The 19,550-nt window shown below is 75.1% G+C and carries 22 protein-coding genes; 11 read left to right on the forward strand and 11 right to left on the reverse strand.

Annotation, left to right across the window (positions count from 1 at the left end):
• The 7 genes from AC0AIB_RS21435 to AC0AIB_RS21465 are packed head-to-tail and all read right to left on the reverse strand — an operon-like array spanning position 1 to position 7,914.
• Positions 1 to 981, reverse strand: coding sequence for a glycosyltransferase family 9 protein (locus AC0AIB_RS21435; protein ID WP_328348567.1), 981 nt, complete (start codon positions 979 to 981; stop codon positions 1 to 3).
• Positions 978 to 1,682: an SDR family oxidoreductase gene (locus tag AC0AIB_RS21440; RefSeq protein ID WP_328348568.1), complete on the reverse strand. Its 705-nt coding sequence runs from the start codon at positions 1,680 to 1,682 to the stop codon at positions 978 to 980. Before AC0AIB_RS21440 ends, AC0AIB_RS21435 begins: the two co-directional genes overlap by 4 nt.
• Positions 1,679 to 3,187, reverse strand: a complete 1,509-nt coding sequence (locus AC0AIB_RS21445; protein WP_465097342.1) for a PfkB family carbohydrate kinase — start codon at positions 3,185 to 3,187, stop codon at positions 1,679 to 1,681. Before AC0AIB_RS21445 ends, AC0AIB_RS21440 begins: the two co-directional genes overlap by 4 nt.
• On the reverse strand, positions 3,184 to 3,972 hold the full coding sequence (locus AC0AIB_RS21450; protein WP_465097343.1) for a D-sedoheptulose-7-phosphate isomerase: 789 nt from the start codon (positions 3,970 to 3,972) through the stop codon (positions 3,184 to 3,186). Before AC0AIB_RS21450 ends, AC0AIB_RS21445 begins: the two co-directional genes overlap by 4 nt.
• Positions 3,972 to 5,189, reverse strand: coding sequence for a glycosyltransferase (locus AC0AIB_RS21455; protein ID WP_465097344.1), 1,218 nt, complete (start codon positions 5,187 to 5,189; stop codon positions 3,972 to 3,974). Before AC0AIB_RS21455 ends, AC0AIB_RS21450 begins: the two co-directional genes overlap by 1 nt.
• A complete protein-coding gene (locus tag AC0AIB_RS21460; RefSeq protein WP_465097345.1) occupies positions 5,174 to 6,148 on the reverse strand; it encodes a glycosyltransferase in 975 nt (324 codons plus the stop codon). The genes AC0AIB_RS21455 and AC0AIB_RS21460 overlap by 16 nt, the downstream gene beginning before the upstream one ends.
• Positions 6,145 to 7,914 (reverse strand): HAD-IIIA family hydrolase, encoded by a 1,770-nt coding sequence (locus AC0AIB_RS21465; protein WP_465097346.1) that lies wholly within the window; start codon positions 7,912 to 7,914, stop codon positions 6,145 to 6,147. Before AC0AIB_RS21465 ends, AC0AIB_RS21460 begins: the two co-directional genes overlap by 4 nt.
• A 218-nt stretch (positions 7,915 to 8,132) precedes the next feature.
• Between AC0AIB_RS21465 and AC0AIB_RS21470 the strand changes: the two genes are divergently transcribed.
• A complete protein-coding gene (locus tag AC0AIB_RS21470) occupies positions 8,133 to 8,573 on the forward strand; it encodes an SRPBCC family protein (protein WP_328348573.1) in 441 nt (146 codons plus the stop codon).
• 90 nt (positions 8,574 to 8,663) lie between these two features.
• Positions 8,664 to 9,431, forward strand: coding sequence for a polyprenol monophosphomannose synthase (locus AC0AIB_RS21475; RefSeq protein ID WP_328348574.1), 768 nt, complete (start codon positions 8,664 to 8,666; stop codon positions 9,429 to 9,431).
• 87 nt (positions 9,432 to 9,518) lie between these two features.
• Here the strand turns inward: AC0AIB_RS21475 and AC0AIB_RS21480 are convergent, their stop codons facing one another.
• On the reverse strand, positions 9,519 to 11,123 hold the full coding sequence (locus AC0AIB_RS21480) for a phytoene desaturase family protein (RefSeq protein ID WP_328348575.1): 1,605 nt from the start codon (positions 11,121 to 11,123) through the stop codon (positions 9,519 to 9,521).
• A 70-nt stretch (positions 11,124 to 11,193) separates the two neighbouring features.
• On the opposite strand from AC0AIB_RS21480, the gene AC0AIB_RS21485 reads away from it, so the two are divergent.
• A complete protein-coding gene (locus AC0AIB_RS21485) occupies positions 11,194 to 12,627 on the forward strand; it encodes an aldehyde dehydrogenase family protein (protein WP_328348576.1) in 1,434 nt (477 codons plus the stop codon).
• Positions 12,628 to 12,680: 53 nt separating this feature from the next.
• Here AC0AIB_RS21485 and AC0AIB_RS21490 read toward each other — a convergent pair whose 3' ends face one another.
• Positions 12,681 to 13,082: a ChaB family protein gene (locus AC0AIB_RS21490; RefSeq protein ID WP_328348577.1), complete on the reverse strand. Its 402-nt coding sequence runs from the start codon at positions 13,080 to 13,082 to the stop codon at positions 12,681 to 12,683.
• Between the two features lie 166 nt (positions 13,083 to 13,248).
• Between AC0AIB_RS21490 and AC0AIB_RS21495 the strand changes: the two genes are divergently transcribed.
• The 4 genes from AC0AIB_RS21495 to AC0AIB_RS21510 all read left to right on the forward strand — a co-directional run bounded on the left by AC0AIB_RS21495 (position 13,249) and on the right by AC0AIB_RS21510 (position 15,620).
• The gene (locus tag AC0AIB_RS21495) at positions 13,249 to 14,229 is read left to right on the forward strand and encodes a YihY/virulence factor BrkB family protein (protein WP_328348578.1); all 981 of its coding nucleotides are present in this window, start codon (positions 13,249 to 13,251) and stop codon (positions 14,227 to 14,229) included.
• 65 nt (positions 14,230 to 14,294) lie between these two features.
• Entirely contained in the window at positions 14,295 to 14,711 is a 417-nt protein-coding gene (locus AC0AIB_RS21500; RefSeq protein ID WP_328348579.1) for a DUF2795 domain-containing protein, read from the forward strand.
• Between the two features lie 52 nt (positions 14,712 to 14,763).
• A complete protein-coding gene (locus AC0AIB_RS21505) occupies positions 14,764 to 15,225 on the forward strand; it encodes an SRPBCC family protein (protein WP_328348580.1) in 462 nt (153 codons plus the stop codon).
• A gap of 128 nt (positions 15,226 to 15,353) precedes the next feature.
• A complete protein-coding gene (locus AC0AIB_RS21510) occupies positions 15,354 to 15,620 on the forward strand; it encodes a hypothetical protein (protein WP_328348581.1) in 267 nt (88 codons plus the stop codon).
• Between the two features lie 25 nt (positions 15,621 to 15,645).
• Here the strand turns inward: AC0AIB_RS21510 and AC0AIB_RS21515 are convergent, their stop codons facing one another.
• Positions 15,646 to 16,962 (reverse strand): MFS transporter, encoded by a 1,317-nt coding sequence (locus AC0AIB_RS21515; protein ID WP_465097347.1) that lies wholly within the window; start codon positions 16,960 to 16,962, stop codon positions 15,646 to 15,648.
• 161 nt (positions 16,963 to 17,123) lie between these two features.
• On the opposite strand from AC0AIB_RS21515, the gene AC0AIB_RS21520 reads away from it, so the two are divergent.
• Complete coding sequence (locus tag AC0AIB_RS21520; protein ID WP_328348583.1) at positions 17,124 to 17,336, forward strand: hypothetical protein; 213 nt, start codon at positions 17,124 to 17,126, stop codon at positions 17,334 to 17,336.
• 18 nt (positions 17,337 to 17,354) lie between these two features.
• Here the strand turns inward: AC0AIB_RS21520 and AC0AIB_RS21525 are convergent, their stop codons facing one another.
• Complete coding sequence (locus AC0AIB_RS21525; protein ID WP_465097348.1) at positions 17,355 to 18,188, reverse strand: hypothetical protein; 834 nt, start codon at positions 18,186 to 18,188, stop codon at positions 17,355 to 17,357.
• Between the two features lie 174 nt (positions 18,189 to 18,362).
• On the opposite strand from AC0AIB_RS21525, the gene AC0AIB_RS21530 reads away from it, so the two are divergent.
• The 3 genes from AC0AIB_RS21530 (at position 18,363) to AC0AIB_RS21540 (ending at position 19,453) form a co-directional block, all read left to right on the forward strand.
• On the forward strand, positions 18,363 to 18,629 hold the full coding sequence (locus tag AC0AIB_RS21530; protein WP_328348585.1) for a hypothetical protein: 267 nt from the start codon (positions 18,363 to 18,365) through the stop codon (positions 18,627 to 18,629).
• Positions 18,630 to 18,641: 12 nt separating this feature from the next.
• Entirely contained in the window at positions 18,642 to 18,773 is a 132-nt protein-coding gene (locus AC0AIB_RS21535) for a hypothetical protein (protein ID WP_328348586.1), read from the forward strand.
• Between the two features lie 314 nt (positions 18,774 to 19,087).
• Entirely contained in the window at positions 19,088 to 19,453 is a 366-nt protein-coding gene (locus AC0AIB_RS21540) for a DUF6401 family natural product biosynthesis protein (protein WP_328348587.1), read from the forward strand.
• The last annotated feature ends 97 nt before the right edge of the window (positions 19,454 to 19,550 follow it).

A 19,550-nucleotide genomic window follows, 5' to 3' on the forward strand; every position in this document is an offset into this window, starting at 1 on the left:
TCAGACCCGTACCATTTCCTCGGCCTCGTCCACCGCGGCGAGCACCCGGTCGACCGGGAGCGCCGCCAACCTCGCCGCCGTTGCTACCCCGGAGGAACCGCCGCAATCCTCACCGAAGGCCCAGAGCACCCGGTGCCACGGCCGGTCCGGCGGCGGCCCCCAGCGGGCCGGCGGGACCGGGCCGAAGAGCAGCACCGACGGGGTGCGGTAGGCGGTGGCGAGGTGACCTACCCCGGTGTCCCCGCTGACCACCAGCCGGGCGGCAGCCACCAGCCCAGCCAACTCCCCCAGGTCGGTCCGCCCGGCCAGCACCGCCGACCCCGGCAGCCCCGCGCCCGCCGCCACCCGGGCGGCCAGCTCCCGCTCACCGGTCGAACCGGTCACCACCACCCGGTGCCCCCGGTCGGTCAGCCGTCGGGCCAGCGCGGCGAACCGGTCCGCCGGCCACCTCTTCGCCTCGACCTTGCTGCCCGGATGCACCACTGTCACCCCGGCCGGCAACCGCCCCGGTGATGGTCGACGCAACGCCAGGTCTGTGCGGTCGGCCCGGATGCCGTACCAGTCGAGCAGCCGGCACCAGCGGTCCACCTCGTGTTCGTCGTCGCACCAGTCGGGACCGTCCCGGTGCCCGGCCGACGGGCACCGGAAGGCAAGCAACCGGCCCGCGCCGGCCAGCATCCGATGCGACTCCGGCCCCCGTCCGTGCAGGTTCACCGCCAGCTCCGGCGGTGGGCCGGGCCACGACGCCGGGCCAGCCGACGACGGTGACCGACCGGCCGGTGGGCCGGGCCAGGGTGGCGGGCCGAGGTCGTCGGTGGGCAGCAGCCGGTCGATCCCGCCGACCAGTTCGACAAGCGGTCCCAGCCAGGCGGGCGCGGCCAGCACCAACTCCTCGTCCGGATACCCGGCCCGCACGGCACGCAGGGCGGGGACCGCGGTGGCCAGGTCCCCGACGCCGAGCGCCCGCAGCACCAGGATCACGGGTACGAGGTCTCCTGTTCGGCACAGACCACCAACTCCCGAACGGCACAGCCGGGCGGCTGGGACAGCGCGAACATGACCGCGGCGGCGGTGTCCTCCGGGGCGTTGAGTTTGGCATCCGGCCCGGGTCGGTACTGCGGGTCACGGTCGTCGAAGAAGGCGGTCCGCATCCCGCCCGGGATCAGCAGGGTCACCCCGACGCTGCCGGCCAGCTCGGCGGCGAGCGACCGGGTGAAGCCGACCACCCCGAACTTCGCCGCGCAGTACGCGGTGGCGTCCCCGACCGCCTTGACGCCCAGGGTGGAGGCGACCGTGACGACGTTGCCCCGGGACGCCTCCAGGTAGGGCAGCGCGGCCCGGACCACCGCCACCGTGGCGAGCAGGTCCACCACGACGATCCGTTCCCAGGTCTCGCGGGGGACGTCGGCCAGCCGGCCCGGCACGTCCATCCCGGCGGCGGTCACCACCGCGTCCAGCCCGCCGGCCCGCTCGGCCAGTTCCCGGGTGGCCTCCTCGGCGGCCCGGGTGTCGGCCAGGTCGCACCCGACCCACGGCACCCCGTCGTCGTCGGGGCGGCGCCGGTCCAGCACCAACGGTCGTCCGCCGGCCCGCGCGACGGCGGTGACCACCGCCGCGCCGAGCCCGCTCGATCCGCCGGTGACCAGGACGGTCCGACCGGCCCGGAATGGACTGCTGCTCATCGTGCTCCCTCCGCTGTCGAACCCGCCGGCCCCGCCGCCTCCACCGGGGAACGGGCCGGTTCCGGCTGCGGGGCGTCGGCCGACGCGGCGGTCCGGCGTTCGCCCCGGGCCGCCGCGATCATGTCGGTGGTGGAGCGCCCGTCCAGGTACGGCACCACCACGCTGTCCCCACCCCACCGGCGGAGCAGGTCGGCCTCCGGCAGGATCGGTTCGTCCCCGACGCCGGTGGCGTAGTCCCCGCCCTTGACCCAGATGTCGGGTCGCAACCAGCCCAGTGCCGCGTGCGGGGTCGCCTCGTCGAAGACCACCACCGCGTCGACACAGCTCAACGCGGCGAGCAGCCGGGCGCGGTCGCCCTGCGTGGTCACCGGCCGGTCCGGACCCTTCAGCCCGGTGACGCTGGCATCGGAATTCAGGCAGACCACCAGGCAGTCGCCGAGTTGCCGGGCGGCCTGGAGGGTCGCCACGTGCCCGGCGTGCAGCAGGTCGAAGCAGCCGCCGGTGGCCACCACGGTCCCGCCGGCCGCCCGTACCTCGGCCACCACCGCGCCGGCGGCGGCGGCCCCGATCCGCTCCCCGCCGCCGACGAGCACCGGCGGGCAGTCGCGCACGGGCGTGGGCAGCGCGGCGGCCACCCCTCCGTCCGCCACGTACGCCGATGCCGCACCGACCGCCGCCTGGACCGCTTCGGAGACCAGCGCCCCCCGGGCCAGCGCCAGCCCGGCCGCCGAGGCGAACCGGTCCCCCGCCCCGCAGGTGTCCCCCTCGGCGGAGACCGGCGCGGAGACCATCAGCGGAGTCTTCCCCGCGTGGGAGAGCAGCGCACCGTCACCGCCGAGGGTCACCACCACCGCGCCGGCCCGCCAGCGGTCCCGTAGCCTCTGCGCGGCCTGCGCGGCGGTCGTCAGCCGGGAGCCGCCCGGTGGCACCTTGGCCAGTTCCCGGGCCTCCGACTCGTTCGGGGTCACCAACTGCACCCCGGGTACGGCGACCGGGCCACGCGGATGCGGATCCCAGACCACCGGCGCCCGGGTCGCGGCCAGCGCCGCCCGCAGCGCCGGCTGCCGGGCCACCCCCCGCCCGTAGTCGCTTACCAGCACCGCGGACGCCCCGGCGATCAACCGGAGCACCGCATCGGTGGGGGGCCCCGGTTCACCCACGGCGCCGCCACGGTCGTGCCGCAGCAGCACCCGGCCCCTGGCCCGCAGCCGGATCTTCTCCGGCGTCGTCCCGGCCAGCGACAACCCGTACACCTGCACCCCGGCGGCGGTCAGCAGGGAGCTGAGCCGGGCGGCCCCGGCGTCGTCGGCGAGCGCGGTCACCAGCGCCACCTCGGCGCCCGCGGCGGCGGCGAAGACCGCGGCCAGGCCCGCCCCGCCGGGCCGGTCGGCGTACGCGGTCTCGTCCAGCACCGGCACCGGCGAGTCGGGACAGAGCCGGTTCACCGCGCCTTCGACGTCCCGGTCCAGCAGGGTGTCGCCGATGACCACCAGGGGACCCCTCACGCCGCGCCTCCCCGTTCCCCGTCGGCCGACGCCCCGTCGACGACCACCTCCACCCCGGTCCGCACCGGTCCACCGTCCGCCACCGGCGGGGCGGGCAGGTCGTCCACCGCCGGACCGTCCACCGCCGGACCGTCCACCGCCGGACCAGGCAGGTCGGCCGCCACGGTGGCCGCCTGCCCGGCCAGGGCGGCCAGTGCCGTGGGCAGCGCCCGGTCGACGTACTCGCAGAGCACGTGGGTGGAGACCAGGTGCAGCTCCTGCACCACCTGGCTGTCCGGGGAGGCGACGGCGAGGGCCTCGTGGCAGACCCCGGCGAGCGGGTTCGGCGCCGGTCCGGTGAACGCCCAACAGCGCACCCCCGTCTCCCGGGCGGCGGCGACCGCGGCGAGCAGGTTGCCGCTGGCCCCGCTGGTGGACATCACCAGCAGGACGTCACCCGGGCGGCCGTGGGCCCGGACCTGGCGGGCGAAGACCTCCTCGTAGCCGTAGTCGTTGCCGATCGCGGTCAACGCCGAGGTCTCGGCGTGCAGGGCGATCGCCGACAGCGGCTGCCGGTCGTCGCGCAGCTTGCCGACCAACTCGGCGGTCAGGTGCTGGGCCTCCGCGGCGCTGCCCCCGTTGCCGGCGACGAGCAACCGGCCGCCGCCGACGAGGATCCCGGCCAGCTCGGTACCCCACCGGGCCAGCAACGGCTCCGCCGCGCGGTACGGCAGCAGCGCCTCGGCCAGCAGGTTCAGGTGCGCGTCCAGCAGGCCGGCCCGCGCCGCCCCGGTCGACGTCGTCATCAGGCGCCCACCCGGCTCGGCCGGCGGACCGTGGCGACCTCGGCGTACACCTCGGCCAGCCGGTCGGCGGCGGTCGCCCAGGAGTAGCTGCGGCGGGCCCGCTGCAACGCGGCGGTGGCGTACCCGAAGCGGCGGATCCGGTCGTCGAGCAGGCTGGCCAGCGCGGCGCCCAGGGCCTGCGGGTCGCGGGCCGGGACCAGGTCACCGGTCACCCCGTCGACCACGGTGTCCCGGATGCCGCCGACCGAGGTGCCGACGACGGGTACCCCACAGGCCATCGCCTCCAGCGGGGTGAGCCCGAACGGCTCGTACCAGGGGGCGGCGACCAGCACGTCCGCCGACCGGTACCAGCGGCCCATCTCCTCCCGGGGCACCGCCCCGACCAGCCGGACCCGGTCGGCGACCCCGCAGGTGCCGGCGAGCGCCCGCAACCGCCTGGCGTACGGGTCGGTCTCCAGCAGCCCGCCGGGCGGGCCGCCGACCACCACGCACTCGGCCTCGGGGACCAGCGCCATCGCCCGGATCACCGTCTGGAAGCCCTTACGTTCCACCAGCCGGCCGACGGTGAGCACCCGGGGACGGCCGGGTTCCCGCGCGACGGCCGGACCGAGCGGGGCGAAGGTGTCCAGGTTGACCCCGGACGGCACGACTGTCATCCGGGACCGGGGGACGCCGAGCCGGACCAGCTCCCCCACCTCGTCGCGGCACTGGGCGATCACCCGGTCGACCGCGCGGCCCAGCTCCCGTTCGTAGCCGATCCGGCGGGCCGGGCTGGTGTCCTGCACCCCCTGGTGGCGCTTCTTGACCGCGCCCAGCGCGTGGTACGTCTGCACCACCGGCACCCCGGTCTGCCGGCCGGCGGCCAACGCGGCCAGCCCGCTCATCCAGAAGTGCGCGTGCACCACCTCGGGGGTCCAGTCCCCGCCCCGCCACCGCGCGGTGAGCCAGTGGCTGAACTCCTTCATGTGCGGCAGCAGGGCGTCCTTGGCGACCGGCTCGGCGGGGCCGGCGGGGACGTGCACCACCTCGTACCCGTCCGGGGCCCGGACGGCGACCGGCAGGTCGACGGCATCGCGCCGGGTGTAGACCCGGACATCGTGCCCGGCCGTCACCAGCGCGGCGGAGAGTTCCGCGACGTGGGTGTTCTGCCCGCCGGCGTCCTCACCGCCCAGCACGGCGAGCGGGCTGGCGTGCTCGGAGATCATCGCGATGCGCATACTTCCTCCTCCAGCAGGCGGTCCCAGTCGGCGAGGAAACGGTCCAGGCCGTAACGGCCCAGGGCGGCGGTACGCGCCTCGGCACCCGCCCGGCGGGCCTCGGCGGGGTCGGCGACGAACCGGGCGGCGGCGGCCAGCAGGGTGTCGACCCGGGTGGCGAGCGCCCCCGCGCCGGGTGGCACCGCCTGTACGGCCTCGGTGGTGGCCAGCGCGACCACAGGCATGCCGATCGTCATGGCCTCGATCAGGCTCAGCCCCAGCGAGGTCCACCGGCACAGGTGCAGGTACGCCCGCCGCCGGGCCAACTCGGCGTGCATCAGGTGCTGCGGGACGTCGTCGTGGCTGGTCAACCGGTCGGCCGGCAGGCCGAGATGGTCGGCGAGCCCGGTCACCCCCATGCCGAAGACGTCCAGCGGGGCGATCTCGGCGAACCGGGCCAGCAGGTCGGTGCCGGTGATCCGGCCACGGCGTACCGGCTCGTTGATCACCACGGCGAGCCGGTCGAGTTCGCCGGTCCAGGTCACGGCGGGTGGCACGACGCCGTGTTCGACGACGGCGGTGCGGGTGCTCCCGTTGTCCCAGAACAGCTCGTTGAAGTGGGTGACGTGGGTGAGCAGCAGGTCGTCCCGGTCGGCCACCGGGTGCCGGGTGTTCGGCACGTCGCCCTTCGGGGTGTTGTGCTCGACGTAGATCGCCGGCACCGCCCGACCCACCGGTCGGCCGAGCCACTCGCAGGCCAGGTCGAACTCCTCGGGGCGTTGCAGCAGCACCACGTCGACGTCCTCCCGGCGCAGTTGCTGCGGGGTCACCTCGACGGCGCTGTCCGGCCAGGGGTAGGTGCGGGCCCGGCCCAACCCGTACGGTCCGCGGTCGGGGGTGACCGGCACCAGGTAGCGGTGCCTGCCGTGCACGAAGGACGTGGTCCACGACCCGTGTACGTGCCAGAGCAGGATGTTCATCGGGCACTCCCCCGCCCGACGGTCACCGGCGTCACCCCGCCCGACGGCGGGCCGGACCGGACCGTCGGCGGCGAGCCGGCCGGTCGGGCCGGCGCGTCGGCGACGACGCCCAGCAGGCGTACCGCGTCGAGGACCCGGCCCGGTTCGACGGCCGACAGGCAGGGGTGACCCGCCACCGGGCAGATCGTCGCCCGGGTGTCCCGGCAGGGCGCGCTGGCGTCGCCCAGCCGCACCGCCGGCACCCGGTACGGCCCCCACTGTCCATAACCGACGGTGGGGGCGAACAGGCTGACCACCGGCACGCCCAGCGCGGCCGCCAGATGGGCGGGGCCGGTGTTGCCGACCACCAGCGCACCGGCCCCGGCGAGCACGGCGGCCAGCTCGGCCAGGCCGGTCCGGCCGCCGAGGTCGATGCCGGTGTCGCCGGCCACCCGGGCGGTCAACGCGGTCTCGTCGGGTCCACCGGTGACCGCCACCCGGTGACCGGCGGCGGTGAGCACCCGGACGATCCGGGCGGCCAACTCGGGCGGGACGGCCCGGCTCGGCACCGCCGAGCCGGGATGCAGCACCAGGTATCCGGGACCGCCGAGCCCGGCCGGGGCGGGCGGCACCCGGTCGGTGCGGATGCGCAGCCGCGGGTCGTCACCGTCGGGCAGGGTGAAACCGGCGGCGGCGGCCAGCGACAGGGCCCGTTCCGGCTCGGGCAGCCCGTCGGGGATCCGGTGCCGGACGTCGAGCAGGGAACCGGGGTAGTCGTCGCTGATCGCGCTGACCCTCGGCGTGCCGGCCATCCGCAGCAGCAGCGCCAGCGGCAGCGCCGACTGGTGGAAGGAGGTGAAGACGACGGCCTCGTCGGCCCGGACGGCGCGCAGCCGCTCGACGAGCCGACCGATGTCCCCCGGGTCGACTGGGGCGGGTACGCCGTCGATCCAGGGCAGCGGCCACTCGACGATCTCGTCGACGCCGGGCAGCAGAGCTGCGGCGTCCCGGCCCCGGGGACCGCAGAGCAGCACGACCCGCTCGGCGTGTGCGGCGACGGCGCGGACGGCGGGACCGGTGACCAGGACGTCCCCGGCGGAGTCGCTGCGGACCACCAGCACGGTGCCGGGCCGGCGACCGGGCAGGCCGGCGACCGGTGCGGGGACGGGCCGGTGCGGGGACAGGCCGGCGAGCAGTGCGGCCCGGTCCAGGATCAGCTGCACCGCGGCGGGCAGGTCGACGGCCACGTGCCCGGCGGCGGCCACCTCGGCGGCCCGGGTGGCCGCAGTGGGCACCAGCACCCCGGCAGCGCCGGCCGCGTCGGCGGCGGCCAGGTCGGCGCCGATGTCCCCGACCAGCACGCAGCGGTCCGGGGTGGTGCCGAGGGCCCGCGCGGCGGCGTGCACCATGCCGGGGGCCGGTTTGCGGCAGGCGCAGCCGGCCCGCTCGTCGTGCGGGCAGCACTGCCAGGTGTCGAACGGCCCGAGCAGTTGCTCGACCCGGGCGTTGACGGCCCGCAGTTGGGCGGTGGAGAACAGCCCACGGGCCAGGCCTGACTGGTTGGTCACCACGCCCAGCCGCAGGCCTGCGGCGCGCAGCCGGTCCAGCGCCGCCCGCGCCCCCGGCACCGGCCGGACCTTGTCCGGGTCGCCGTTGTAGGGCACGTCCTCGACCAGGGTGCCGTCACGGTCCAGCAGCACCGCGTCGTACAGCGCGGGGACGCCCTGGCCGGCGACCGGGTCGTCCCGGCCTGGCCTGCGCTGATACGGCTCCGCGTCCCGTCGCACGGGCGGCGGGTTCCCGAGGCCCCGAGGAGTAAACCTGGGCCTACCGGCCGGTACGGCGGGCGGGTCCGCGCGTGACCCGTCGCCGCCGGTCCGCCGCGACCCGTTCGTCGTCAGCCGCGTCCGTCGGTGCAGCGTTACCCGTCGGCCCGGAGAAGCTAACCCGGCGGGTTAGCGTACGCCGGCCCGGGTACTGGTCGACGGTGGCGATTGTGGAGAAAGTGATCGATGCACCCCCGCAGCAGGTCTTCGACGTGCTGGCCGACGGTTGGACGTACAGCGACTGGGTGGTCGGCACGGTGCACGTGCGTGACGTCGACGCGCAGTGGCCCCGGGTGGGCACCCGCCTGCACCACCGGGCCGGCCCGTGGCCGTTCTCGCTGGAGGACGCCTCGACGGTGCTGGTCTGCGACCCGCCGCACCGGCTGGTGCTGCGGGCCGGGTTGTGGCCGGTCGGCGAGGCGGTAGTGGTGTTCACCCTGACCCCGGAGGGCGACGGCGCGACCCGGGTACGGATCGGTGAGGACTTCGCCGCCGGCCCGTTGCACTGGTTCCGCAACAGGCTCAACGACCTGGTGCTGCACCAGCGCAACAGGGAGACCCTGCGCCGGCTCTCCGACATCGCCACCCGGCAGAAGGCCGACGAGCGCGCCGAACGGTGACCGGGCGGTCGCGGGGAGCCTCGGCAGGGCCTCGGTCGGGCTTTGGCTACCCTGTGGGGGAATGCCGTCCGCCGACTGAGGATGTCCGAGATGATCGAACCCGTGGAGCTGCCGTCACCGTGGCGGGACGCACGCCTGACCGTCGTGGTCCCCACCTACAACGAGGCGGGCAACCTCCCGGTGTTGGTCGACCAGTTGCTGGCCCTGCCGCTGCCCGGCCTGAAGGTGCTCGTCGCCGACGACAATTCGCCGGACGGCACCGGTGAGGTGGCCGACAAGCTGGCCCTTGAGCATCCGGACCGGGTGCAGGTCGTGCACCGGGCCGGCAAGGAGGGCCTGGGCCGGGCGTACGTGGACGGCATCGGCCGGGCCCTGGACGGCGGCGCGGAGTACGTGGCGCAGATGGACGCCGACCTGTCGCACCCGCCGGCGGCGCTGCCCGGGATGCTGGGCGCGCTGCTCTCCACCCAGGCCGGCGTGGTGATCGGCTCCCGGTACGTGCCGGGCGGCCAGCTCGACGAGGCGTGGCCGCTCTACCGTCGCGCGCTCAGCGGGTGGGCCAACCTCTACGTGCACACCCTGCTGCGGGTGCGCATCCGCGACCTGACGGCCGGCTTCAAGATCTGGCGGGCGGACGCGCTGCGCGACATCGGCCTGCACCGGGTGCAGTCCAACGGTTACAGCTTCCAGGTGGAGATGCACTACCTGGCCACCAAGCTGGGGCACACCATCCTGGAGGTGCCGATCCGGTTCGAGGAGCGGCGCGACGGCTTGTCCAAGATGACCACCGCCACCAAGGTGGAGAGCGCGCTGATGCCGTTCAAGCTGCGTACCCGGCACCGCAACCTGGACTCCTGACCGACAGTCGCCGGCCCGGTGCGGACGCCGGGCCGACGACTGTGGTGGACGGCGACAGCCGTGGGGTGCCGCACCGGGGACACGGCGTCAGCGGTAGAGCGTCCGGTGCGCGGCGTCGATCATGCCGGCGTACAGACCACCGGTGACGGCGCGGTCGCGGGCCAGGGCCGCCCGGGCGGCGTTCGCGCCGGGTGCGCCGTGCACCCCGCCGCCGGGGTGCGCCGAGGCACTGGCCAGGTAGAGCCGGTCGACCGGGGTGTCGGCCCGGCCCAGGCCGGGGATCGGGCGCAGGAACAGCTGTTGGTACGCCGCGGCGGTGCCACCGCCCAGCGCCCCGCCGACCAGGCTCGGGTCGCCCTGCTCCAGCTCGGCCGGCCCGGCGACGTGCCGGCCGACGATCCGGCTGCGGAACCCCGGGGCGGCCGCCTCCAGCACGTCCTCCATCCGGTCCACCTGCCGGGCGATGTCCTCGGCCCGCCAGTGCCGCCGGAACGGCAGGTGGGTGTACGACCACATCGACTCGGTGCCGGCCGGCGAGTGCGTCGGATCGGCGGTGGTCATCTGCCCGGCGAGCAGGAACGGCTTCGCCGGGATCTCGCCCCGGGCCAGTTCGGCGGAGTAGGTGGTGAGCCCGTCGAGGTCGGCACCCAGGTGCACGGTGCCGGCGCCGGCCAACGCCGGGTCGGTCCACGGCACCGGGGTGGAGAGCGCCCAGTCGACCTTGAGGGTGGAGCCGTCCCAGCGGAAGTGGGCCAGGTCCTCCACCAGTCGGGGTGGCAGCTGGGCGGCGCCGACCAGGTCCAGGTAGAGGGCGGGGGCGGGCACGTCGGCGAGCACCGCCCGGCGGGCCCGCCAGGTGGCCCCGCCGACGGTGCGTACCCCCATCGCCCGGCCCCGGGCGGTGAGCACCCGGTCGACCTCCGCCCGGTAGGAGATCCGGCCGCCCCGCTCGGTGAGCCGGGCGACGAGCGCGTCGGTGATCCGCTGGGCGCCACCGACCGGCACCGGCCAGCCGACCTCCTGGCCCAGCATGGCCAGCAGCCAGCCGTACACGCCGGAGCCGGCCTCCTCGGGGGACAGGTCGGTGTGCAGGGCGCAGCCGGCCAGCAGCGCCGGGCCGCCCTCGCCGGCGAACAGCTCGGCACCGAGCTTGCGGACCGGCAGGACCAGCCGACGGGCCAGCCGTAGCGCACCGCCGACACGCAGTCGACGCAGCAGCCCCAGCCCGCCGCGTACCGGGGGGAACGGGGTGGTGATGGCGTCGAGCATCGGCCCGGACACCTGCGCCCAGTCGGCGTACGCGTGCCGCCAGCGCTCTCCGTCGCCGGGGGCGAACCTCTCCAGCGAGGCGGCGGTGGTGTCGAGGTCCCGGTTGATCACGGCGGCCCGACCGTCGGGCAGCAGGTGCGCCAGCACGTCCGGGGCGTGTGTCCAGTTCAGGCCGTACCGGGGCAGGTCGAGGCCGCCGAGCACCGGAGAGGCGTACCCGAGGGGGTAGAAGGAGCTGTAGAGGTCGCTGAGGTAGCCGGGGGCGGTGACCTCGGCGGAGCGGACCGCCCCACCGGGCGCGGCGGTCGCCTCCAACACCACCACGTCCCAGCCGGCGTCGGCGAGCAGGTTGGCGGCCACCAGGCCGTTGTGTCCGGCGCCGATGACGACGGCGTCCGCGGTGTCCGTGCCGGGCGAGATCATCGGATCCGGCTACCCCGCCGGCAACCGGGCGAAACGTGTTTGCTCCGCCGGGAGCCGGGCATCCCGCCGCATGTACCGGGTGGAGCAGTTGATCGGTGGGGTGTGGGGCGCGGGCGGCGAGGGCGGTGAGCTGACGGTGCACGACCCGGCCGACGGCTCCCCGGTCGGCACCGTGCCGGTGGCGACGGCCGACGAGGTGGCCAAGGCGGTCGGGGCGGCACGGGAGGTGGTCGCCGGGTGGGCGGCGACGCCGGCCGCGCAGCGGGCGCAGTTGCTGCACGAGGCGGCGGACGCGGTCGCGGCGGAGGCCGACGAACTGGCCGCCGCGACGACGGCGGAGATGGGCAAGCCGCTTGCCGACGCCCGGGGCGGGGTGGCGGCCGGCGTCGGCACCCTGCGCCAGTACGCCGAGCTGGGACCGCTGCGGGGCGGCCGGACGCTGCACGGCGGCGGTGACGCGATCGACTTCATGACGCCGCAGCCGCGTGGGGTGGTCGCCGCGATCACCCCGTGGAACGACCCGGTGGCGGTCTCCTGCGGTCTGCTCGGTGCCGCCCTGGTCACCGGCAACGTGGTGCTGTACAAGCCCAGCGAGCGCACCCCGGTCACCGGTTGGCTGCTGGCCCGGCTGTTCGACGGGGTGTTCCCCGCCGGGGTGCTGTCCCTGCTGACCGGGGGCGCCGAGGTGGGCGCGGCGCTGGCCGCCCAGCCGGTGGACGTTGTCGCGCACGTCGGTGCCACCACGACCGGCCGGGCGATCGCGGCGGCCTGCGCCCGCACCGGAGCCAAGGCGCTGCTGGAGAACGGCGGCAGCGACCCGCTCGTGGTGGACGCCGGGGTGGATCCGCGCTGGGCCGCCGACCAGGCGGCCATCGGGGCGTTCGCCAACGCCGGGCAGCTCTGCGTGGCGGTGGAGCGGATCTACGCGCACCGGGACGTCGCCGAGGACTTCGTCGACGCGCTGGTGGAGCGGGCCACCGCCCTGGTGGTCGGCCCGGGGCGCGACCCGGGCACCGAACTCGGGCCGCTGGTCGACCGACGGCACCGCGACCACGTGCACGGCCAGGTGACCGCGGCGGTGGCGCAGGGGGCGACGCTGCGCGCCGGTGGGGTGCTGCCGGACGGGCCGGGGGCGTTCTATCCGGCGACGGTGGTCACCGACTGCCGGCACGAGATGACAGTGGTCCGCGAGGAGACGTTCGGGCCGGTGGCCGCCGTGGTGACGGTGGACTCGTTCAGCGAGGCGCTGCGGTGCGCCGCCGACTCTCCGTACGGGCTGGCCGCGACGGTGCTGACCGGGTCGATGAGTCATGCCCAGCGGGCCTGGCGGGAGCTGCCGGTGGGCACCGTGAAGGTCAACGCGGTGTTCGGGGGCGCGCCGGGCGGTGCCGCGCAGCCACGCCGGGGCAGCGGCCAGGGCTTCGGGTACGGCCCGGAGCTGCTTGACGAGTTCAGCACGGTCAAGGCGGTCCACCTGGAGGCGCCGGGCGGCGGCCACTGGTGAGCCGGGGCCGCCCCGGTCGGGGCGGCCCCGCGTGGCGCGTACCCCGCAGTCAGTCAGTCGCCGCGGGCCCTGCGGGTGGCCCGGTCGTTGGCCTTCTCGATCGCCTTGACCAGTTCCGGCTTGGTCATCCGGCTGCGGCCCGGTACGTCGAGCTTCTTCGCCACCTGCATCAGGTGGTCCTTGGTGGCGTTGGCGTCCACCCCACCGGCGGTGGGAGCCCGCCGGCCGGGGCCGCCACCCTCCGCCTGCCGGTCGCTGGGCCCCTTGCGACCCTTCGGCTCCCAGTGGTCGCCGACCTTCTCGAACTGGTGCTTGACGGCGGCGAAGGCGGCACGGTGCGCCCGCTCCCCCTCGCCGTAGGTCTCCACCGCCGAGTCGTGCGTCTTCTCCCAGGTGCGCTGCGCCTTCTCCGGGGAGCGTCGCAGCGTGCTGGGCAGTACCTCGCGCCCGGGCATCTCGTCCTCCTTCGCGTCGACTGTCTGGCTGCCTGAACGGTTCCCGGCGCCCGCACCGGCAAACGCCGGCGTCGGGTTTGTCGATTTCCACCGTCGGGTACCGCCCGGCCCAGACGCGCGCCGGACGTCGGGTCCGCCGGGTCGTCGGGTGGACGAGGAGCCGAGGATGGCAGCGACGGAGCCGACCGTGGTCACCGGTGAGGGGCCGCAGGTACGCATTCCCCGCCGGATACGTCAGCTGAGCTGGTCGACCTGGCGGGGGGTGCTGGTCCGCAGCGGTCAGGGCTTCGTCAACGACAACTGCGCCGACTGGGCGGCGGCGCTGACCTACTACGGGGTGCTCGCCCTGTTCCCGTCCACCGTCGTGGTGGTGGCCCTGGTCGGTCTGGTCTCGGACGGCGAGCGGACCGTGGACACGGTGCTGGACCTGGCCCGAGACATCGGGGCCGGTTCGGTGGTCGGCAACGAGGGCTTCGTCTCGGTGGTCCGCACGGTGGTCGACCAGCAGAGCGGGACGAAGGTGCTGCTCAGCTTCGGTCTGCTCGGCGCGTTGTGGTCGGCGTCCGGATACATCGGCGCGTTCACCCGGGCCTCCAACGCGATCTACGGGGTCGAGGAGGGTCGCCCGTTCTACCGGCTGCGCCCGTTGCAGATCGGCATGGCCGCGCTGTCGCTGCTGCTGCTGGCGGTGGTGGCGCTGGGCCTGATCGTCAGCGGTCCGGTGGCCGACGCGGTGGGCGACCTGGTCGGCGCGGGTGGTTTGGCCCGGACGATGTGGAGCGTCGCGAAGTGGCCGGTGCTGGCGATGGTCATGATGGCCCTGCTGTCGCTGATGTTCTGGATCGCGCCGAACGTCCGGCAGCCCCGGTTCCGCTGGCTCACCCCGGGCGGGGCGGTGGCGCTGCTGTCCTGGATCGTCGTCTCCTTCGGCTTCGGCCTCTACGTGGCCAACTTCGGCTCGTACGACGTCACCTACGGCAGCCTGGGCGCGGTGATCGCCTTCCTGGTCTGGCTCTACCTGTCGAACTCGGCGCTGATGTTCGGGGTGCAGATCAACGCGGAGTTGCAGCGGGGGCGCCGGTTGCAGGCGGGCCAGGAGGACCCGGGTGAGCCGGCGCTGCCACCGAAGGCCACCGCCGGTTCGTGACCGGTTGCCGGGTTCGACGTCCGGTCCGGCGTTTCCCCGGGACGGCTGCGGGTAGCACACCAGACATGGAACGTGGCAGCAGCAAGCACGCACCGAGGGTCGACGACCAGATGAGCCAGGAGGTCAGCGGCCTCGTCCAGGGGCCGGGCACCGGCGGCTCACGGGTCGAGGAGTTCCGCGAGGCGGAGCCGGCCGGCGAGGACCAGCCGGGTGCCACCACGGCCCCGGCGGGCGACCTGCGCACCGGCACCCCGCAGGGGATGAGTGCGGAGGACGTGGAGGCGCGCAGCCGGTTGGGCCGGTTCATCACGATGACGGCCCTGCCCGGCGACCGGCTGGCGTTGATCGCCAACGCCCGGGAGAACCAGGCGCCCGACGACCTGGTGGCCGCCCTGGAGCGGCTGCCGGAGGAGACGCGTTACCAGACGATCTCCGAGGTGTGGGCCGCACTCGGGCACCGGAACGAGACGACGCGCTGGTGACCGGATCGGCCCACGATCCGGACGACCACCAGCGGGCAGAGGAGGACTTCCAATGAGCGGCGTTATCGAGCATGTGGACGTGTCGGTACCGGTACGGACCGCCTACGACCAGTGGACCCAGTTCGAGGAGTTCCCCCACTTCATGGAGGGGGTGCAGGAGGTCCGGCAGCTGTCGGAGACGATGACCCACTGGACCGTGGAGATCGCCGGGGTCAAGCGCGAGTTCGACGCCGAGATCACCGAGCAGCTGCCCGACGAGCGGGTGGCCTGGAAGTCGACAGGCGGCACCCAGCAGGCCGGCGTGGTGACGTTCCACCGCCTCGACGAGAGCAACACCCGGGTGACCCTCCAGATGGACTTCGAACCGCACGGCGTGGTCGAGCAGGCCGGCGACAAGCTGGGCGTGGTCGACCGTCGGACCAAGGGCGACCTGGAGCGGTTCAAGCAGTTCATCGAGCGTCGCGGTCAGGAGACCGGGGCGTGGCGCGGGTCGGTCGACCGGCCCCAGCCCTGATCCCCACCCCGCACCCCACGAACCATCGACGGCCGCCGGCTCCCCCGGCGGCCGTCAGCGGTTCGCGGCCGGTGGTTCCTCCCGGTGCCTGGCCGTTTGCGACCACCGGGTCGGGGTACCGCGATGGGATGACGGACAACAACGACGGCAGGGTCTGGCGGGACGAGCAGAAGACACCGCTTGAGGAGTTGGACCGGGCGATCGCCCGGTCGACAATCGACGGGCAGGCCGACGACCCGACCGGCAACGACGCGGGCGAGGAGGCCGCCTTCGGGCACGGTCCCGAACCGGTGGACCGGGACGCCGGCCCGGCGGCCGAACGGCGGGAGATGACCGACACCGAGCGCGCCTACCGGCCCTCCACGACCGGACGTACCGGCCCCGACACGATGTGACGTCCCCGCCCCGCCCGGCGGCGGTTCAGGCGGCGGGCGACGGGGCGGTACGGCGGGCGGCGGCGGCGTGCACCACCAGTAGCGCCACCGCCAGCACCGTCAACGCCGGGCCGAGCAGCCGGACGGAGATGTCGCCGAGCAGCACGCCGAGACCGGCCGGGATGAGGGCCGCCCCGATCCCGGCGGCACCGATCTGCACGCCGATCACCCGGTCCGCGTGCTGCCGGCCGACCCGCTCCGCGGTGCTCAGGGTGAGCAGCGGGAACACCGGCGCGGCGGCGAAGCCGAGCACCACCAGACCGGCCACCGTCACCGCGCCCGGGGCCGGCAACGCGATCAGCACCGCACCGGCCGCCATCCCCAGCAGGCTGCCCCGCAGCACCCGGGCGGTGCCGAGCCGCTCGGCCACCAGCCCCTGCACCACCCGGCCGACGAAGAGGCTGCCCCAGTATGTCGACACGCACACCCCGGCGACGGCGGCGGGCAGCCCTCGGCCCTCGGTGAGCAGCAGGAACGCGTAGAGCCCCGCGGACACCTCGATCGCCACGTAGACGGCGAAGGCGAGCGCGCCGAACCAGACCGCGGGCAGCCGGAGCGTCTCGGAGACCCGCACCACCGCCGGCCCGGTCGGCACTGACGCTCCGGTCCGGCCCGGCACCGACCCCGCGTCGACCGGAACAGCACGCTCCGACCGCGACTCGGACCCGGCAGGCAACGGGTCGGACCCAGCGGCGGGCAACGGGTCGCCGGCGGCCGACGCGGGCCGGGCTGCCGTACCTGCCCGGTCCCGCCACGCCCCGACGGTGAGCGCGAACGCGGTGGCCAGGGCGAGCTGGGCGGCGGCGGTGACCGCGTACCCCCAGCGCCAGCCCGCGCCGGTGCTCAACATCGCGGTCATCACCAGTGGGCCGATCGCCACGCCGAGGCCGAAGAAGGCGTGCATCCAGTTCATGTGCCGGGGGCCGAACGCTCCGGCGGCGTAGGCGTTGAGGCCCGAGTCGATGGCACCGGAGCCGAGGCCGAGGACCAGCGCGCAGCAGATCAGCACGGTCAGCGCGGGTGCGGTGGCGTACCCGGTCAGGGCCAGGCTCGCCAGCAGGGTGCTGCCGGCCAGCAGCCGGCCCACGCCGAGCCGGGCGAGGGTGAACCCGGCGAGCACGCTGGAGGTCAGGTACCCGACCGTGCCGGCGGTGAGCACCAGGCCGACCGCTCCGGTCGGTACGCCGAACTCGGCGCTGATCGAGGGCCAGCCGACGCCGAGCAGTCCATCGGGCAGGCCGAGACTGACGAAGGCGAGGTAGGCGAGCAGGAGCAGCGAGGAACGCGGCGGGGCGACGGACACGGAGGCTCATCCTGCCGCATCAGCGAGAACGGGTCGACGTGATTGTCGCCTCCCCCGAACCGGCAGAGTGGAACGCCCGGACGGGCAGGAAACCGGACAGGTCGTCCAGAATCCGCCGTTCGGCTGCCGGCAATCCGAGGCGACCGCGCAAGACTTTCCGGATGCAACAGGGTTCCGGTTTCCTCACCCCTCGTCAGCGCCGCCTGGCTTGGCTCGGCTTCCTGCTCGCCGCCGTCCAGGCCCCGGTCGCCGCCAGGTTCGCCTCCGACGACTCGTGGTTGTTCAGCATCTGCGTCGCGCTCATGGTGGCCACCGTGATCATCGCCGACGACGCCAGCCGTCGCCGTCCGGCCGACGCCACACCCGCCGACTGACCTGCCCGGCACCGCCCGTCACGGGGTCGGGCCGGGGAACTCCCGCTGCGGGCAGCTGAGCGGGCGGGCCGGGTCGACCCGGTGCAGGGCGTACCCGGTGCCCTGGGTCGGGACGTGCGTGCTCGGCGTCCGGTCGCCGATCTGGACCAGAGCGTGCCAGCCGGTGCGCTGCGCGGTATAGCGCGTGCAGCCGTCGAGGACCTGGGTGTGCTGTCGGGCCGCCACGGTGGCCCGGCCCTGCACGAAGGTCGCCGCATCGGCGGGGTCGCTCTCCGCCAGCAGCAGCGACGACGCGGCGGTCGTGGTGTTCGCCCAGAACGACTCTCCCGCCGCCAGCCAGAGGTCGGCGACGGCGACCACGTCGTGGTCGACAAGGCTGGAGAAGGCCAGGTCGGGGTCGGCGGCGCCGGTGGTGCCGGAGTGGGTCACCGGCGGCAGGGTGATCGTCGCGGTGTCGGTGCGCTGCTGCACCCAGTAGGGACCGGCGGTGTACGCGGTGACCACTGCCGTGTACCCGCCGAAGGGTCGATGCCCGGCGGTGGAGTCGACCACCACGAAGTCGGTCAGCCCGATGCCGTACCAGCTCGTGGCCAGGGTGACGCCGGCGGTGTCCCGCAGGGTCAGGTCCCAGTCGGCGGTCGCGGCGGGCTGCACGGCGACCACCGACCAGCGCCGCTGGTAGGTGCGGTAGGTGTAGTCCTGCGCGGTGCGGGCGACCAGCACGTCGCCGTCCCCGAGCGCGGTGCCGGCGACCGCCGCCCCGGGGTGCGGCAGCGGCGCGGCGAGGGCCACCACGAGGAGGCCGGCGAGGTGCAGGCCGCACCACCGGCGGTCGGTTCGGGACGATGCCATCGACGGGATTCCTTCCGGGCGGGATCTGGACTGTAGCGACGGCGAGCGACCCGGGGGCGGTCACGCACTGTCGGATATCGGCCCCGCCGCGCCGACCGCGCCTGTGCGACCTTGTGGTCACGCCGCCACACGCCGAGGAGCGCCGACCGTGACGAGACGACCGACGGTGTGGATGTGGTGTGGTCCACCGGCCCGGTCGCCGCCGGTGCCACCCAGGGCTGGGTGTGGAACAACGCCAACCCGCTCGACGCGGCCTACCAGGTCGGCTTCTCCCCGACCGGGGCCAGCTCCACGACCCTCTGCCAGTTCGAGCTCAGCCGGAGCTGGTACTCCCGGGAGCCGAGCGGCGAGCGGCGCTTCCACTTCGTGGTCCGCAACAGCGGCACGGCCACCTGCGCGGCCACCATCCTGCTGTCCTGGCTGACCCCGACCCACGACTGATCGACCGGGACGTTGGCACCCGGGGCCACCGGCAACTACGGCTGGCCGGACGGCACCAGCCAACGGCAGTACGTCCTGACCGTCGGCAACGTCGGGCAACTGCCCTGCACCGGCACCCTCCTGCTCGGGTCGCTCACCCCCTGAGCCGGGCCACTGCCGTCCCGGGTGACCGCCGGCCGGCACCGATCCCACCGTCCTGCTGCGCGGCGATACCCCGCAGCAGGACGGGTTGCTCTGTCAGGCGGTTCCGGCCCACCCGGGGTCGCCGTCCCCGTTGGGCCGGTCCGTCACGTCGATGCCCACCTCGGTCCGGGAGGCGGCGGGTGCGCGCGGTGCTCCCGCTGGCCGCCGGGGACCGGGTCGGTCCGCGCGGCGGAGTCCGACCGGCCGGAGGGGGTGCCGGTACCGGCCGAGCGGCCGACTCCGCCCCGGTTACCCGGTGGTTAACCTCGGTCCTCATGCGAGTGCCGTACCCCCAGGTCGCGACCGGGACCGCCGTGAGCGCGGCGCGCTCCCGCCTGGCCCTGCTCACCGCCTCGGTCGGCGCTCCCGGCCTCGCCGCCGCCGCGGCCCGGCCGGGCCTGCTCGCGCTGGTCGACCAGCACGCCGCGGCGATCCGGGACAGCCTCGACGGTGACCGTCGACCGCTGACCCCGGCGGCCCTGGCCGGCTATGCCGAGGGCGTCCGCGACACGGCCGGCGCCTACGGCCTGCTTCCCGCCGGCGCGGTCGACTTCGCCGCGCCGGACTGGGTGCTGACCCGACTACTCGCGGTCTGCGTCCTGGCCCGCGCCCTCGACCCCCGGCACCTCGACCCGGCCTGACCCGCCCCGGCCTGGCCCGCCCGGACCGCGCCTGGCGCAGCGCCGACGGGAGGGCGCCCGCGTCGCGCGGACACCCTTCCCGGTGGTACGTGCCGAC

It is taken from the genome of Micromonospora sp. DSM 43699 (assembly GCF_055517075.1).

Coding starts and splice junctions, on each gene's coding strand:
- AC0AIB_RS21440 (WP_328348568.1), bottom strand. CDS start 1,682: ATGAGCAGCAGTCCATTCCGGGCCGGTCGGACCGTCCTGGTCACCGGC.
- AC0AIB_RS21450 (WP_465097343.1), bottom strand. CDS start 3,972: ATGACGACGTCGACCGGGGCGGCGCGGGCCGGCCTGCTGGACGCGCAC.
- AC0AIB_RS21455 (WP_465097344.1), bottom strand. CDS start 5,189: ATGCGCATCGCGATGATCTCCGAGCACGCCAGCCCGCTCGCCGTGCTG.
- AC0AIB_RS21460 (WP_465097345.1), bottom strand. CDS start 6,148: ATGAACATCCTGCTCTGGCACGTACACGGGTCGTGGACCACGTCCTTC.
- AC0AIB_RS21475 (WP_328348574.1), top strand. CDS start 8,664: ATGATCGAACCCGTGGAGCTGCCGTCACCGTGGCGGGACGCACGCCTG.
- AC0AIB_RS21480 (WP_328348575.1), bottom strand. CDS start 11,123: ATGATCTCGCCCGGCACGGACACCGCGGACGCCGTCGTCATCGGCGCC.
- AC0AIB_RS21485 (WP_328348576.1), top strand. CDS start 11,194: ATGTACCGGGTGGAGCAGTTGATCGGTGGGGTGTGGGGCGCGGGCGGC.
- AC0AIB_RS21490 (WP_328348577.1), bottom strand. CDS start 13,082: ATGCCCGGGCGCGAGGTACTGCCCAGCACGCTGCGACGCTCCCCGGAG.
- AC0AIB_RS21495 (WP_328348578.1), top strand. CDS start 13,249: ATGGCAGCGACGGAGCCGACCGTGGTCACCGGTGAGGGGCCGCAGGTA.
- AC0AIB_RS21500 (WP_328348579.1), top strand. CDS start 14,295: ATGGAACGTGGCAGCAGCAAGCACGCACCGAGGGTCGACGACCAGATG.
- AC0AIB_RS21505 (WP_328348580.1), top strand. CDS start 14,764: ATGAGCGGCGTTATCGAGCATGTGGACGTGTCGGTACCGGTACGGACC.
- AC0AIB_RS21510 (WP_328348581.1), top strand. CDS start 15,354: ATGACGGACAACAACGACGGCAGGGTCTGGCGGGACGAGCAGAAGACA.
- AC0AIB_RS21520 (WP_328348583.1), top strand. CDS start 17,124: ATGCAACAGGGTTCCGGTTTCCTCACCCCTCGTCAGCGCCGCCTGGCT.
- AC0AIB_RS21525 (WP_465097348.1), bottom strand. CDS start 18,188: ATGGCATCGTCCCGAACCGACCGCCGGTGGTGCGGCCTGCACCTCGCC.
- AC0AIB_RS21540 (WP_328348587.1), top strand. CDS start 19,088: ATGCGAGTGCCGTACCCCCAGGTCGCGACCGGGACCGCCGTGAGCGCG.